The organism is Micromonospora sp. KC606 (assembly GCF_004348675.1).
Taxonomy (GTDB): Bacteria; Actinomycetota; Actinomycetes; order Mycobacteriales; family Micromonosporaceae; genus Micromonospora.
Map to the genome: position 1 here is coordinate 1 of NZ_SMKN01000145.1, position 14,658 is coordinate 14,658.

Sequence of the window (14,658 nt, forward strand, 5' to 3'; positions counted from 1 at the left end):
CGGTTAGGGGGATGGGGGGAACGGGACGGCCGGGATTTAGGGAGTAGGTCCGCCGTGGATCTCTGGTACGAACGTAGGACCCACGGGATCTGCCGGACTGTGTCGCCGCACGGGCACCGACACCGTCGTCACCGGCCGGCCAACTCCTGGTGAGAGAGAGACGATGCCGTACGTCCTGGGAATTGACATCGGATGCACCACCACCGCTGCGGCGGTGGCCCGGCGGTGGGGTGCCGAGTGGTCCACGCCGGAGGCCGTCGCACTGCGCGCCGGGTCGGCCACCGTCCCCTCGACTCTGCACCTCTCCGCTGGCGGCGCGATGACGGTGGGTGCGCCCGCCGTCGGCGGTGACGGCCGCACCGTGCGGTGCTTCCCGCACCGGATCGGCGACGAAGTCCCCGTCGTGGTGGGCGGCGACGCGTACCCCGCGCAGACGCTGACCGCCGTGCTGGCCGGCTGGGTGGCGGAGCAGGCCCGGGTCGCCGAGGGCGCCCCCGCCGAGGCGGTCGTGGTCAGCCACCCGGCGGGCTGGGGCACGCACCGACGGGAGTTGCTGCACCGCGCCCTGACCGAACTCGGTCTGCCCCGGGTGACGTTGCTGCCCGCCCCGGTCACGATCGCCGAGTACCACGCGGCGCGGGACTTTCCCGGCACCCTGGCCGCCGTCTACCGCCTCGGCGGGGAGAACTTCGAGGCGGCGCTGGTCCGCCGCCACCACGACGGTACGTACGGCACCGTCGGCCTGGCCCGGTCGCTGCCCGGATGCGGTGGGGCCGACCTCACCGAGGAGCTGGCCGACCACGTCCGCGCCGTCCTGGCCCGTGGCCCGGCCACCACCGGCCGGGTCGGCGTCGACATCCCGCCGCACCAGCTGACCATGGCCTGTGACCGGGCCAAACACGAGCTGACCGTCGCCACGGAGACCGACGTGGTGCTCGACCTCCCGTCCGGGCCGACCCGGGTGCCGGTGAGCCGCGCCCAGTTCGAGGAGCTGGTCCGTCCCACCGTCGCGATGACCGTCGACCTGCTGATCCGCGCCGTCCACAATGCCGGCCTGACCCCGGCGGAGCTGGACGGCGTCCTGCTCGCCGGCGGCTCCGCGCGGCTCCCTCTGGTCGCCGAGTTGCTCGGCGCGGCAGTCCCCTGCCCGGTCCAGGTGGGGCCCGACCCCGAACTGGCGGTGGCCGTCGGCGCGGCGCTGGCCGCCGGTCAGGTCGTGGCCCCACGGCCCCGCCCGGCACCCGGGGCCGGGCGCGGTCCGACCGGCACCGCCCCGGTCGCCGCCGCGTCCGCCGTGCCCGTCGTCCCTCCTCCGGACCACGGGATCGACCTCGGCGAGGGGCCACCCCCACGACCCCCGGTCCGGATAACTCCCCTGGAACTACCGCAACCGTCCCGCCGGGCCCTCAACGGCCGCCGGGGACGCAAAGGAAGCACGCGATGATCATGACTGTCGGCACCGCGGCTCCGCTCCTGCTCCACCGGGAGCACCGGTCCCTGCTCGACCGGATCGCCGCCGACCCGTCGGGACCGCTCGCCCTCGGCGTCACCGGCGTCGGCGGGCACGGCAAGACCGCGCTGCTGGCGGAACTGGCCCGACTGCACCGACAGGCCGGACAGACCGTCGCGACCACGGTCGACGACGACGCGCCGGCCCGCCCCGACACGGTGCTGCTCGTCGACGACGCCCACCTGCTCGACGACACCCGGCTCGCCACGCTGCGTCGGCTGGCGGACAGCGACCGGCACCGGCTCGTCGTGGCGTACCGGCCCTGGCCTCGGCGGGCCGCCCTGACGGAGCTGGCGGACACGCTGCGACGACACGCGGAACCGGTGCTGCTCACCCCGCTCACCGCGGACCAGACCGCCGCCCGGCTCGGCCCCGGAACGGAACCGGGACTCCGGTCCGACCTCGCCGACTTCGTGCACGGGCAGACCGGCGGGGTGCCCCGGGACGTGGACCGGCTGGCCCGGGCCCTGCGCGGAACGCAGCTGCCGCCGGCCGTGCCACCGCAGCCGGCCGTGCTCGAATTCGGGCCGGACCTCGACCGGCTGCCGCACGCCGCACGCCGGCTGCTGCTGGCCCTCGCCGGCGGCGTACCCCTGCCGGTGGACCTGCTCGCGACGCTGCTCGACCAGACGCCGGAGGCGGTGGCCGATCTGGTCAACGCGACCCGGGCAGCCGGCCTGCTCACCGCCGAGCACCGGATCACCCCCCTGGTCCGGCACGCGGTGATCACGCTCAGCCCGCCCGCGGACCGGACCGCGGTCTGGCGTCGGCTGATCGACCTGCGGCTGGCTCGCGGCGGGGCGGTGCTGCCGCTGGTCCGTTCCTCCCACGCCACCGGCACCCTCGGCGACTGCCCCGCGCCGGCGCTGCGGGCGGCGGCGGAGGAAGCCCTGGCGCAGGAGCCGGCCCTGGCCGCCGAACTGTTCGCCACCGCCACCGCCTCCGGGGGCGCCGCCGACGCGCGGCAGGCCGCCGCCGCGGCGCTCGCCGGTGACCTGGACACCGCCCTGCGCCTGGCGGATCGGCTGCTCGCCACCGCCACACCGGTCGACCGCGCCGAGGCCGCCACGGTCGCCGCGACGGCGCTCGCGCACCGTGGCCAGATCGCCCGCAGCGTCGAGCTGTACCACTGGTCCGGAACATCCCCGGCCTCGGCGTTCGCCACGATCGGCGCGCTCGCCACCGGCCGGCGCAGCGACCCGCCCGGCGGGGACGGGGCCGCGGCGACCGCGCCCCCCACGCTGCTGGCCGGGGCGGCCCGGCTGATGGCCGAGGGGGTCCGGGAGAGCGTCGACGGCAGTCCCACCGCCGCGCTCTCGGCGCTGATGCAGGCCGCGGCGCTGTTGGAGCCGGACGGCCGGACGGTCCTGCTGCCGGACAGCCCCGCCGCGCTCGCCGCGCTGACCGCGGTGCACTGCGCCGAGCTGGACATCGCCGAGCGGGTACTCGACCGAGCCACCGCCAGCGGGACCGGCGGTCCCCTGCTGGCCCGCCGGCACCGGCTGCTACGGGCCTGGATCCTGATGCTGCGGGGCAGCACGGGCGCCGCCGCCGAGGCGTTGACGGCGGTGACCGCCGAGGGCGGCCCGCTGGAGTCCCGCGACCTGATCTTCGCCACCGGGTTGGAGATCGGCGTCGCCCGCCGCAACAGCGATCTCGGGGCACTCCAGCGCGGCTGGGGACACGCGCTGGAGGCCGTGCTCCGGCACCCGGTCGACCTGTTCACGCTGCTGCCGCTCGGGGAACTGGCTATCGCCGCGGCCCGGCTGGGCGACCTCGACCGACTCGAACCGCACCTGCACCGGGCCCGGCAGCTGCTGGACGACCTCGGCGGCCCGGCGTTGTGGAGCGCGCCGTTGCACTGGTGCGGGCTGCACGCGGCGATCCTCGCCGACCGGCCCGCCACGGCGGACGAACACGTCGCCGCCCTGGTCGCCGCCGCCGACCACAGCCGGTACGCCGCGGTCGTCGCCACCGCGGCCGTGCGCTGGGTTGAGGTGCTGCGGGGAACGGTCGACCCGGTCCGGGTGGAGGCCGCCGCCCGCGGCCTGTACGACGCCGGGCTGCGCTGGGACGCGGCCCGCCTCGCCGGGCAGGCCGCCATCCGCACCTCCGACCGGCGGGCGATGAGTACCCTGCTGGACTGCGCCCGGATGTTCCAGGGTCGACCCAGCGGTGCGAGGGGCGGACCCCGCTCGCCGGTGGACGAATCCGCGCCGGCCGCCGGCACGGAGGTCGACGTCGCGCCGCGCCACCGGCTCAGTGAGCGGGAGCACGAGGTGGCCGAGCTGGTGCTGGCCGGGCTGACCTACCGCGAGATCGGCGACCGGCTGTTCATCTCGGCGAAGACCGTGGAACACCACGTCGCCCGGATGCGCTCCCGGCTGCACTGCGCCAACCGGGCGGAGCTGCTGGCTCTGCTTCGCACCGTGGTGGCCGAACGGGTGAGCGCGTCGACCGTGGCGTCCTGGCCGGAACGGACCACGCCGTGAGCCCCGTGACCGGGGCGAGGGATCCGTGGCGCGCGCACCTCGACCTGGCCTCGCTGGTGGTCACCCGAGCCGGGGCGTGCCCGTCCCTGCGGCTCCCGCCGGAGCAGGCCCGGATCCTGCTGCGGTGTCGACGACCGCTGTCGGTGGCGGAGATCACCACCGAGCTACGCCTGCCGCTGAACACCGTCCGTATCCTGCTCGGCATGTTGTCGCAGGCAGGGCTGATCGACGTGCTGGAGCTGCCGTCGCACGTCGAACGGCCGTCGCGCGAGCTGCTCCAGAAGCTGCTCGCCGCGCTCCGCGCGCTGTGAACGGATCTGACGAGGGAGAGGGTGTGCGGGCAACAGTGTCCCAGCCCCGGCGCACCGTGGCGGTCGTCCTGCTCGACGTGGTCGGCGGGGTGCCCGCAGGGCTCCGGCGAGTCCTCACCGACCACGGCGACGGGTCGCGTGTGCTCGGTTGGAGCGTGCTCTCAGTCGTCGGCCTGGTGGTCGCGACGGCGCTGCTGGTGTCCGTGCTGCACCGGGCCCCCGACCGGTTGACGCCGCTGGCCCGGCTACCGGCCCCGCCCCTCGGCGTGGTGGGCGTTCCGGACAGGGGCGAGCCGCGGGCCGGCTCGGCCTCGCCGCCGGCTCCCACGCCGGCCGGCTTCCCCCGGCCGCTCACCGCGCCGGACAGGTCACCGGCCGCGCCGGAGCTGCGCCGGCCGTCGCCGGCCGCGACGCCGGTCGCCGGGTCGCCGTCCGATCCGACGACCGGCGTCCCGGCGGCGCTGCGTGCCGAGTTCACGGTCGAGAGCAGGGCACTGCTCGGCTACCGGGCAGCCGTGACGATCAGCAATCCCGGGCCGAAGCCGGCGGTGGGCTGGACGTTGGTCGTGACGCTGCCCCGGGAGTCGTCCGAGGTCGACGCGGTGACCGGGGCAAGGGTCACCCGCAGCGGCGCGACCTGGACGTTCGTCCCGGAGGCGGCCACCGCCCGGGTGGTCGGGGCGGGCAGCGTCCGGGTGACCTTCCGGGTCAGCGGGTCGGTGGCCAACGCCGCACCGACCGACTGCGCCGTCGACGGAACCGTCTGCGCCGGCCTCGCCGACTGACGTCGGCGGTGGCCCGGCGGCACAGGAGGGCCGGTCGTCAGTTCCTGCGGGCGGACGGCACGGCACAGGCGGCGGTGCCGCCGGGCAGCCGGTGCCGGTTGCGGGCCACCCAGCGGTACGCGGGCCAGGCTGCCAGGCGTACCGGAGCGAGGCGCAGACCGGCACCGGCCACCCGCCAGAGTGGGCCGCTGTCGCCGAGCAGCCTGGCGATCGCGTCCGGCCCGGCGGCGCGGGAGCCGTCAACGCCGACCCACTGCACCGCCGCCTCGCACTCGGTCTCGGTCAGGCCCAGGGCGTCGAGGTCAGCGAACTGCCACGGCACCACCCGGGCATCGGTCGGGATGCGCCGCGCGATGAACTCGGCGCACCGGGTGCAGAACGCGCAGTCCCCGTCGTAGACGAAGGTCGACCTCTCCATGCCCCCATCCTCCACCCGGCACGGCGGGCGCGGGAGCCGGTGTCCGGCGGGTCACTTGCGCATCTCTCGTACGCATGTTCGAATAGCGGTCATGCGCTGGGAAAACCTCTCCGCTCCCCCGGACGAGGAGCATCCCGACGGGGCAGCGCCAGCGACTCCACCCCTGCCGCTGGCGCTGCCCGGCGCGGTCGCTCGCACCTTCGACACCCCGGGCTTCGCCGGGATGACCTTCTACGAGATACGGGCAAAGTCGATCATCAACCGGGTGCCGGGCACCTCTCGCGTCCCCTTCGAGTGGACGATCAATCCATACCGTGGATGCAGCCATGCCTGCGTCTACTGCTTCGCCCGCAACACCCACACCTACCTCGACCTCGACGCCGGGGCGGACTTCGACCGGAAGGTGATCGTCAAGGTCAACGCCGGGGAGCTGGTCCGCCGCGAGCTGGCCGCGCCGCGCTGGCGGGGCGCGCCGGTCGCGATGGGCACCAACGTGGACTGCTACCAACGCGCCGAGGGGCGCTACCGGCTGATGCCGCCGATCATCGAGGCGCTGCGGGACTTCGCGAACCCGTTCTCCATTCTCACCAAGGGCACCCTGATCCTGCGGGACCTGCCCCTGCTGCGGCAGGCCGCCGAGGTGACCCGGGTGAGTCCGTCCTTCTCGGTGGGCTTCGTCGACGAGGCGTTGTGGCGGTCGGTCGAACCGGGCACGCCCAGCCCACGGCGGCGGCTGGACGCGGTGCGCGCGCTGACCGACGCCGGTTTCGCGGTCGGGGTGCTGATGGCGCCGATCCTGCCCGGCCTCAGCGACACCGACGAGTCGGTCGAGGCGACCGTGGCGGCGATCGCCGCCGCCGGGGCGGCCAGCGTCACCCCGCTGGCGTTGCACCTGCGCCCCGGCGCCCGCGAGTGGTACGCGCACTGGCTGGCCCGGGCCCACCCCCGGCTGGTTGCCCGCTACCGCGAGCTGTACCGGGCGGGCGCATACGCGCCACAGGCGTACCAGCGGGAGCTGACCGCGCGGGTGCGGATCGCGGCCCGCCGGCACGGGCTGCTGCGGGGCGAGCGGAGCGACGACCGCCAACCGCCGGAGACGCCGGCACCGCCCGCCGCCGAACAACTGTCGTTGTTGTAGCCGTCGACACCGCCCCCGCCGTCAGCCAGCGTCCCCGCACCATCTGCGCTGGTGCCCGTCTTGACGGGTCTCGACAGCACCACCGTCGCCACCGGCGCGACCCTGCTTCTCCTCTGGCGCCGCAGGGCCGCCAGGTCCTGACCGGGCAGGCCACGGCGGCCGGCCACCGGCCGCCGGGGTCAGGACGACGCAGACACGGGAGTCCGTTGCCAGACGAGGGGTGCGGACCGCGCTCACCGGCGGCCGGACGTGCGCAGGGTTACAGTCTGCGGGTGCGCACCCCTCAGCAGCTCCTCGCCGACTCGGCCGTGATCGCCGTCGTGGGCGCCTCCCGCGACCCGGGCAAGGCGGCGCATCGCGTGCCGTTGCAGATGCAGCGGTACGGCTGGCGCATCATCCCGGTCAACCCGACGGTGGACGAACTGTTCGGCGAGAAGGCGTACCGGTCACTGGCCGACATCCCGCACCCGGTCGACCTGGTGGACGTGTTCCGGCCGGCGCGGGACGCGGTGCAGGTGGTCCGCGAGGCGGCGGCGATCGGCGCACCGGCGGTCTGGTTGCAGTTGGGCATCGTCTCGGCCGAGGCGCGACGGATCGCCGAGGAGGCCGGCATGGAGTACGTCGAGGACCGCTGCCTCATCGTGGAGCGCGCCGCCGCCAACCTCAGCCGCCTGCCCTGACCTGCCCTGCCCTGCCCCGGCCTGGGTGGCGGGCGGAGCCTACGCTGCGGAGCGTGCGGACGCCGGCGGCGCGGGACGGACTGTGGAGGCGGCGGGCTCGCGCTGCTGGTCGCCGGCGCGGTGGCGGGGCCGGTGGCGCTGGCCCTGTCCCGATTGCCGTCCGCCGACAAACTGGATCTCAGTTTCCCTGCCGGGCTCCTGCTCGGGCTGCTGTTCGGCGCGCGACTGCTGGCGCAGCGGTGGCGGCCGCACCGCGACGGTCGCCTGGTGTGGCGGGTGCGGGTGGCGGGCCGGGACGCGGTGGAGCCGGGGCTGGTGGCGCGGCGCTCTGTCGCCGGCTGGGTCGACGTGGCTAGCAACGTCGTGGTGATCGGCGCGCTCGCGGCCGGGGCGCTCGACGCGCTGTCCGGAGGACCGCCCTCGGCCCGGTTCGTACGGCTGGCGCTCCTGATCGGGGCCACGGCAGGCGTCGGATGGATCAGCTACGAGGCGGCGCGGTTCACCGGACGGCTGGCGCTCACCGCGAGCGGCGTTCGTTACGGCCGAAAGGTGTACGACTGGACGAGCCTCGGTCCGGTCGGGCCGCACCGACGGAACGGTCGGGTCGAGGGGGTGTGGCTGCGGCCCACGGGCTGGGCGCCGGCGGAGCCTGATCCGACGGTGGGTGGCTGGGACACGGCCGTGTCCGAGGAACAGCTCATCGCCGCGATCGAGCACTTCCGCTCCCGGCCGGCGGTGTTGGCGGTCGGGCTGCCGGTCACCGTGCCGGAGCCGGCAGTTTGGTGACCGGCGCACGGTCAGAGCTTGTACTCCCTGAGCAGGCCCCGCGAAATGATCGTCTTCTGGATCTCCGAGGTGCCCTCGCCGATGAGCAGGAACGGGGCCTCCCGCATCAGCCGCTCGATCTCGTACTCCTTGGAGTAGCCGTAGCCGCCGTGGATGCGGAACGCCTCCTGGACGACCTCGGCGCAGTACTCGGAGGCGAGCAGCTTGGCCATGCCGGCCTCGACGTCGTTGCGCTGGCCGGCGTCCTTGAGCCGGGCGGCGTTGACCATCAGGGCGTGCGCCGCCTCGATCTTCGTACCCATCTCGGCGAGCTTGAACGCGACGGCCTGGTGTCTGGCGAGCGGCTGGCCGAAGGTACGGCGCTGCTGGGCGTACGCGACGGCCAGCTCGAAGGCCCGGACGGAGATGCCACAGGCGCGGGCGGCCACGTTGACCCGGCCGACCTCGATGCCGTCCATCATCTGGTAGAAGCCGCGGCCGACCTCGTCCTCCCCGCCGAGCACGGCGGATGCGGGCACGGTCACCCCGTCGAGCACCATCTCGGTGGTCTCGACACCCTTGTAGCCCATTTTGTCGATCTTGCCGGGAATGGTCAGGCCGGGGGCGGTCTCGCCGAAGCCCGGCTCCTTCTCCAGCAGAAAGGTGCTCATGTTGCCGTAGACGGAGTCGGCCCCGGTGTCGGTCTTGACCAGGGTGGCGACCACCGACGAGTACGCCCCGTTGGTCAGCCACATCTTCTGGCCGTCGATGACGAAGTGGTCGCCCTGGCGGACGGCTCTGGACTTGATCGCCGAGACGTCGGAGCCGCACTCCGGTTCCGACATGGAGAAGGCGCCGCGCACCTCGCCGGTGGCCATCCTCGGCAGCAGACGGGCCTTCTGCTCCACCGAGCCGTGCTGAGAGATCAGATACGCCACGATGAAGTGGGTGTTGACGATGCCGGAGATCGACATCCACCCGCGCGACAGCTCCTCGACGACCAGGGCGTAGGTCAGCAGGGACTCACCGAGCCCGCCGTACTCCTCGTCGATGGTGAGGCCGAACAGTCCCATCTCGCGCATCCCGTCGAGGATGTCGGTGGGGTACTCGTCGGCGTGCTCCAGCCGCTGCGCGTGCGGGATGATCTCCTTGTCGGCGAACTCCCGGACGGTTTCCAGGATCGACCGCTGCACGTCGGTCAGGCCGGGCGTCTGGGCGAGTCTGGCCATCTCAGCCTCCGGGGATCGGCGCATTACTCATGGGTAACTGAACGCTCGGTCAGTATCGGCCCCCGGGCCTGGCGCGCCAAGGTGGCCAGTCCACACAACCGCTGTGAAAAGGTTCACCGCTGCGGGTAGCGTCCGCAAGAGAGAAGGGCACCGAGCCGCGGCGGAAGGGGGTGAGCGGGCGTGAGTCATCCACCGTCCGACGAGTCGGGGCAGCCCCGGTGGGGGCAGCAGCCGGAGCAGCCGCCGTCGCCGTACGAGCGGCCCAGCGAGCCGCCCCCGCCGTGGGGGCAGCCCGCCGAGGAGCAGCGGCAGGCCCCACAGCCCCAGCAGTGGGGCCAACCGCCGCCCTACCCGCCCCAGGGGCCGTACGGGCAGTACGGGGCGCCGACGGGCGGCGGCGGCCCGAACGTCATGGCGATCCTGTCACTGGTCTTCGCGTTCGTCTTCGCCCCTGCCGGGATCGTCCTCGGCCACCTGGCCAAGCGGCAGATCAGGCAGACCGGCGACGAGGGTGACCAGCTCGCCACCTGGGGGCTGGTGCTCAGCTACGCCTTCACCGTGATCGGCCTGTTGGCCTGCTGCGGCTGGCTGGCCTTCGCGGTCTGGGCCGGCTCGCACGACGGCACCACCTACTGAGTGGCGGTCAGCGGAACTGCGCCTCCCGGACGCTGTTGCCACCGTCCACCACCAGCATCTGACCGGTGATGTACGAGGCCGCCGGCGAGCACAGGAAGGCGATCGCCGCGGCGACCTCGTCCGGCGTGCCGGGCCGGCCCACCGGGGTGCCCATCCCCTGCTTGAGTTCGGCGACGGTGGACGCCGCGGTGTGGATCGTGCCGGGAGCCACCGCGTTCACCGTCACCCCGTCGGCGATCATCTCCATGGCCAGCGCCCGGGTCAGCCCGACCACACCCGCCTTCGCCGCCGCGTACGCCGCCTCCGTGGGCAGGGCGTTCACCGGCCCGGCGGTCGCCGCCAGGTTCACGATCCGCCCCCAGCCCCGCTCGGCCATGCAGCCGATGAAGGCCCGACTGCACAGGAAAGCGGTGGTCAGGTTGCGGTCGATCTCCCCGCGCCACTCGTCGTAGCTGAGCTGCGCCACCGGGCGCAGCACCTCCGGGCTGGCCCGACTGGCCAGGCCGGCGTTGTTGACCAGCACCTCCACGTCGCCCAGCTGCTCGGTCACCGCGTCGGCCAGCGCGCCCACCTCCGACTCGTCGGTGAGGTCGGCCACGAAACCGGTCACCCCCAGTTCGCCGGCCCGCTCGTGGATCCGCCGGGTGGTGGAGACGATCGCCACCCGGGCCCCCAGGTCGGCCAGCCGGCGGGCCGTCGCATAACCGATCCCGTCGGCGCTGCCCGCCCCGGTGACCAGGGCGACCCGGCCGTCGAGCCGCATCGTCACCGGCTCGGAAAGCGGCGCCGGCTCGTCCTGACCGGGGACGGCACCGGCGCTGACCGCGCGGGTCCGTCGCGCCAACCCGGGACGACTCACGTCCCGCCTCGGTCGGCTGCCGGACCGGTCGCTGCCACGCGCGTCGATGACCATGCCGCGATCCTGCCCGCTCCGGCCGATCCGGGCAACGCGGCACCACGGGCTGAGGGGATTACCTCGTGCTGACTACCCTGACGGCGCACCCCACACGCGACGGAGAAGATTGATGACATACCCCCCACCGGCCGACGGCTGGAGCAACCCGACCGGCGACCCGACCCAGCCGGTCCCGGCGCAGCCGACCGGCGACCCGACCCAGCCGGCCGGCCAGCCGGTCGCCCACGACCCGTACGCCCCGGCCGCCGCCTACCCGGGTGCGGTGCCGCCGCAGGCCCCGCCGGTCAACCCGTACGCGCCGCAGGGCTACCCGCCCACCACCGGCTACCCGGGGTACGCGTACCCGCCCGTGCCGCAGAACAACGGCCTGGCCATCGCCTCGATGGTCGTGTCGATCATCGGTGCGCTGGGCCTCTGCGGCTACGGCCTCGGCGGGTGGATCGGCCTCATCGGCGCGATCCTCGGGCACGTCGCCAAGCGGCAGATCAGAGAGCGGGGCGAAGGCGGCGAGGGATTCGCCTCCGCCGGCGTCATCGTGGGCTGGATCGCCACCGTGATCGCGCTGCTGGCGACGATCGCCATCGTGGTCTTCATCGTCTGGGCGGCCAACCAGGAGCCGTCGAGCTTCGACTCGACCAGCTACTGACCGCCCCGCGTGCCGCCCCGGGCCGACCCGGGGCGGCACGCGCGGGTCACTCGGCGGGCGGGGTGAAGCGGGAGGTGCGGGTCATCCCGGCGGCGCGACCTTTCCCTGCGATCACCAGCGCCATCTTCCGGGACGCCTCGTCGATCATCTCGTCGCCGAGCATCACCGCGCCGAGCTTCCCGCCCGCCTCGGACGTGTAGTAGTCGTAAGCGTCGAGGATCAGCTCGGCGTGGTCGTAGTCGGCCTGGGCCGGCGAGTAGACCTCGTTGGCGGCGTCGATCTGGCCCGGGTGCAGCACCCACTTGCCGTCGAAGCCGAGCGCGGCCGAGCGCCCGGCCACCTCGCGGAACGCGGCCACGTCGCGGATCTGCAGGAACGGTCCGTCGATGGCCTGCTTGTCGTGCATTCGGGCGGCCATCACGATGCGCATCAGGATGTAGTGGTACGGGTCACCCGGGTAGTCCGGAATGAGCGCTCCGACGACCAGCGACTTCATGTTGATCGAGGCCATGAAGTCGGCCGGGCCGAAGATGATGGTCTCCACCCGGGGCGAGGCGGCGGCGATGGCGTCGACGTTGACCAGCCCGGCGGCGTTCTCGATCTGTGCCTCGATGCCGATCCGGCCGACCTCCAGGCCGAGGGTCTTCTCGATCTGGGTCAGCGTCATGTCCAACCACTGCACCTGGGCGGCGTTCTGCGCCTTCGGCAGCATGATGCAGTCGAGGTTGGCGCCGGCGCCCTCGACCACCTCGATGACGTCCCGGTAGGTCCACGGGGTGGTCAGGTCGTTGACCCGGACCACCCGGGTCTTGCCGGCCCAGTCGCCCTCGTTCAGCGCGGCCACGATGTTCTTCCGGGCGTCCGGCTTCGCCAGCGGCGCGACCGCGTCCTCCAGGTCGAGGAAGACCTGGTCGGCCGGGAGGCCCTGGGCCTTGCCGAGCATCTTGACGCTGGAACCGGGCACGGCGAGGCAGGACCGGCGGGGGCGACCGACAGCGGCCATGGATACGCTCCTTCCGGCGTCCGGCGGGCACGCCGACGCCAGCAGAGATGACAGACGAGAACTTAACGATTCCAAAGGGCGTGGTGACGCCACGGTAACCTCGTGCCGTGACCGGGGTGAATGGACCTGTGGAAGATCTCACTGGCCGTCGGATCGTGGTGGTGACCGGGGCCAGCTCCGGTATCGGCCTGGCCGCTGCCGAGGCCCTGGCGTGCCGGGGCGACCAGGTGGTGCTGGTCGGGCGGGACCCGTCCCGGCTCCAGGCCGCCGGAGACCGGGTCCGCGAGGCCAGCGGGGAGCGGCCCGAGCTGTTCCGCGCCGACTTCGCCGTCCTGGACGACGTACGCGGCCTCGCCGAGCGGCTGCGGGCGGCGTACGACCGGATCGACGTGCTCGCCAACAACGCCGGGGCGATCGTGCTGCAGCCGCTCACCACCGTCGACGGGTTCGAGCTGTCGATGCAGGCCAACCACCTGGCCCCGTTCCTGCTCAGCCACCTGCTGCACGACCGGATCGGCCGGGTGGTGACGACCGCCTCCGGGGCGCACCGCAGCGGAGCGCTCGACCCCGGCGACCTGAACGCCGCCCTGCGCCGCTACCGGCCGATCCGGGCGTACGGCACCAGCAAACAGGCGAACATCCTGTTCACCGTCGAGGCGGCCCGGCGCTGGCCGGACGTCCCGGCGTACTGCTTCCACCCCGGGGTGGTGCGGACCCGGTTCGGCGCGGACAGCCGGCTGGTCGCCCTCGGCATGCGGATCATGCCGTTCCGCAGCCCGGAGAAGGGCGCCGAGACGTTGGTCTGGCTGGCCCAGCAGGACCCGTCCCGGTTGGTGAACGGCGCCTACTACGCCGACCGCCGGCTGCGCCGCCCGTGGCCGAAGGCCGCCGATCCGCAGCTGGCCGCCCGGCTCTGGGCGGCCAGCGCCGATGCCGTCGGGATCGCCGGATGAGCCGGCCCGACAGCGCCGTGCTCCTGGTGGCCCTCGTCGAGTACCCGCTCGACGAGCCGGAGGCGGCCCGGCGGTACGAGGACGACGTGCTCGCCCTGCTCGAACGGCACGGCGGTCACCTGGAGCGGCGGCTGCGTAGCGCCGACGGGTGGACCGAGGTGCATCTGATCCGGTTCGCCTCCCGGGCCGGCTGGGAGGCGTTCCGGGCCGACCCGCAACGGCGGGCTCTGCGGGCGGCGCTCGGCGACGCGGCGCCGGTCGGCCGGGTGATCGAGGTGCGCGACATCTGACCGACGCCGGCCGACCCGACCATCAGCAGGACCCGGGAGCATACCCACCCGACACCCGCCGACACGGAAAGTCAGCGCTTCGTTACCATCGGGGCCACCTCGCCGCCGACTCCCTCACCTTCGGAGGCGCTCCCCCATGCCCAGGTACCAGGCGGTGCTGTTCGACTTCTTCGGCACACTGACCCGCCGCGTGCAGCGCGGCGCGGCCCACCGCGCCACCGCCGAGTTGCTCGGCTGCCCGATGGACACGCTCACCGCGGTGCTCGACCGCACCTTCTTCCAGCGGGCCAGCGGCCGGCACGGCACCGCCGAGGCGACCCTGCGCTGGGTGTGCGCCCAGGCCGGGGTGCAGCCCACCGACGACGCGGTACGCGCGGCGGTGGCCTCCCGGCATCACGCGATCCGCGCCGACACCCGACTGCGCGACGAGGCGGTCCCCGCCCTCGCCGCGCTGCGCCAGCGGGGCGTACGCACCGGAGTGATCAGCGACTGCACCCACGAGCTACCCGCCTTCCTGCCGCAACTGGCGGTGGCCCCACTGCTGGACGTGCGGATCTTCTCCGTCCAGTTCGGCCGCTGCAAGCCTGACCAGGCGCTCTACCTGGCGGCGTGCCGTCGGCTCGACGTACGCCCGCAGGACTGCCTCTACGTCGGCGACGGCGGCAGCCAGGAGCTGACCGGCGCGCAACGCGCCGGGATGACCGCGGTTCGCCTCGCCGCCCCGGATCTGGCCGGGCACCTGGTCTTCGGCGCCGAGCGGGGCTGGGCGGGGCCTGTCTCTTATACACAACTGACGCTGCCGACGACTAGTCAAAAAAAAAAAAGAACAAATAGAAGAAGCAATGCAGAAGGTTATGGACGATTACGCGGGAGGTATATCTAAGCA

The 14,658-nt window shown here is 73.6% G+C and carries 16 protein-coding genes; 12 read left to right on the plus strand and 4 right to left on the minus strand.

The window, feature by feature from the left end; genetic code table 11:
* The first annotated feature begins 163 nt into the window (after nt 1–163).
* The 4 genes from E1193_RS22625 to E1193_RS22640 are packed head-to-tail and all read left to right on the plus strand — an operon-like array spanning nt 164 to nt 5,098.
* Nucleotides 164–1,444 carry an Hsp70 family protein gene (locus tag E1193_RS22625; protein WP_132185194.1) on the plus strand — a complete coding sequence of 427 codons (1,281 nt, stop codon included), beginning with the start codon at nt 164–166 and terminating at the stop codon, nt 1,442–1,444.
* Nucleotides 1,441–4,002, plus strand: coding sequence for a LuxR C-terminal-related transcriptional regulator (locus E1193_RS22630; RefSeq protein ID WP_207922808.1), 2,562 nt, complete (start codon nt 1,441–1,443; stop codon nt 4,000–4,002). The genes E1193_RS22625 and E1193_RS22630 overlap by 4 nt, the downstream gene beginning before the upstream one ends.
* Nucleotides 3,999–4,313: a DUF742 domain-containing protein gene (locus E1193_RS22635; protein WP_207922809.1), complete on the plus strand. Its 315-nt coding sequence runs from the start codon at nt 3,999–4,001 to the stop codon at nt 4,311–4,313. Before E1193_RS22630 ends, E1193_RS22635 begins: the two co-directional genes overlap by 4 nt.
* A gap of 23 nt (nt 4,314–4,336) precedes the next feature.
* Complete coding sequence (locus E1193_RS22640; protein WP_132185196.1) at nt 4,337–5,098, plus strand: cellulose binding domain-containing protein; 762 nt, start codon at nt 4,337–4,339, stop codon at nt 5,096–5,098.
* 37 nt (nt 5,099–5,135) lie between these two features.
* On the opposite strand, the gene E1193_RS22645 is transcribed toward E1193_RS22640, so the two are convergent.
* Nucleotides 5,136–5,516, minus strand: a complete 381-nt coding sequence (locus E1193_RS22645; RefSeq protein ID WP_132185197.1) for a DUF393 domain-containing protein — start codon at nt 5,514–5,516, stop codon at nt 5,136–5,138.
* Nucleotides 5,517–5,607: 91 nt separating this feature from the next.
* Between E1193_RS22645 and E1193_RS22650 the strand changes: the two genes are divergently transcribed.
* From E1193_RS22650 to E1193_RS22660, 3 genes are all read left to right on the plus strand, one after another.
* Nucleotides 5,608–6,654: an Rv2578c family radical SAM protein gene (locus E1193_RS22650; protein WP_132185198.1), complete on the plus strand. Its 1,047-nt coding sequence runs from the start codon at nt 5,608–5,610 to the stop codon at nt 6,652–6,654.
* 272 nt (nt 6,655–6,926) lie between these two features.
* Nucleotides 6,927–7,334: a CoA-binding protein gene (locus E1193_RS22655; protein ID WP_132185199.1), complete on the plus strand. Its 408-nt coding sequence runs from the start codon at nt 6,927–6,929 to the stop codon at nt 7,332–7,334.
* Nucleotides 7,335–7,466: 132 nt separating this feature from the next.
* Nucleotides 7,467–8,120 carry a hypothetical protein gene (locus E1193_RS22660; protein WP_132185200.1) on the plus strand — a complete coding sequence of 218 codons (654 nt, stop codon included), beginning with the start codon at nt 7,467–7,469 and terminating at the stop codon, nt 8,118–8,120.
* 11 nt (nt 8,121–8,131) lie between these two features.
* Here E1193_RS22660 and E1193_RS22665 read toward each other — a convergent pair whose 3' ends face one another.
* Nucleotides 8,132–9,328 carry an acyl-CoA dehydrogenase family protein gene (locus E1193_RS22665; protein ID WP_132185201.1) on the minus strand — a complete coding sequence of 399 codons (1,197 nt, stop codon included), beginning with the start codon at nt 9,326–9,328 and terminating at the stop codon, nt 8,132–8,134.
* 180 nt (nt 9,329–9,508) lie between these two features.
* Here E1193_RS22665 and E1193_RS22670 point away from each other — a divergent pair, with 180 nt between their 5' ends.
* Nucleotides 9,509–9,964 carry a DUF4190 domain-containing protein gene (locus tag E1193_RS22670; RefSeq protein WP_132185202.1) on the plus strand — a complete coding sequence of 152 codons (456 nt, stop codon included), beginning with the start codon at nt 9,509–9,511 and terminating at the stop codon, nt 9,962–9,964.
* 7 nt (nt 9,965–9,971) lie between these two features.
* Here the strand turns inward: E1193_RS22670 and E1193_RS22675 are convergent, their stop codons facing one another.
* The gene (locus tag E1193_RS22675) at nt 9,972–10,877 is read right to left on the minus strand and encodes an SDR family NAD(P)-dependent oxidoreductase (RefSeq protein WP_132185203.1); all 906 of its coding nucleotides are present in this window, start codon (nt 10,875–10,877) and stop codon (nt 9,972–9,974) included.
* A 112-nt stretch (nt 10,878–10,989) separates the two neighbouring features.
* On the opposite strand from E1193_RS22675, the gene E1193_RS22680 reads away from it, so the two are divergent.
* Complete coding sequence (locus E1193_RS22680; RefSeq protein WP_132185204.1) at nt 10,990–11,526, plus strand: DUF4190 domain-containing protein; 537 nt, start codon at nt 10,990–10,992, stop codon at nt 11,524–11,526.
* 46 nt (nt 11,527–11,572) lie between these two features.
* On the opposite strand, the gene E1193_RS22685 is transcribed toward E1193_RS22680, so the two are convergent.
* A complete protein-coding gene (locus E1193_RS22685; protein WP_132185205.1) occupies nt 11,573–12,529 on the minus strand; it encodes a CoA ester lyase in 957 nt (318 codons plus the stop codon).
* A 128-nt stretch (nt 12,530–12,657) separates the two neighbouring features.
* Here E1193_RS22685 and E1193_RS22690 point away from each other — a divergent pair, with 128 nt between their 5' ends.
* The 3 genes from E1193_RS22690 to E1193_RS22700 all read left to right on the plus strand — a co-directional run bounded on the left by E1193_RS22690 (nt 12,658) and on the right by E1193_RS22700 (nt 14,655).
* Nucleotides 12,658–13,482, plus strand: a complete 825-nt coding sequence (locus E1193_RS22690) for an SDR family NAD(P)-dependent oxidoreductase (protein ID WP_132185206.1) — start codon at nt 12,658–12,660, stop codon at nt 13,480–13,482.
* Nucleotides 13,479–13,772 carry a hypothetical protein gene (locus tag E1193_RS22695; protein ID WP_132185207.1) on the plus strand — a complete coding sequence of 98 codons (294 nt, stop codon included), beginning with the start codon at nt 13,479–13,481 and terminating at the stop codon, nt 13,770–13,772. The genes E1193_RS22690 and E1193_RS22695 overlap by 4 nt, the downstream gene beginning before the upstream one ends.
* 136 nt (nt 13,773–13,908) lie before the next feature.
* A complete protein-coding gene (locus tag E1193_RS22700; RefSeq protein ID WP_132185208.1) occupies nt 13,909–14,655 on the plus strand; it encodes an HAD family hydrolase in 747 nt (248 codons plus the stop codon).
* The last annotated feature ends 3 nt before the right edge of the window (nt 14,656–14,658 follow it).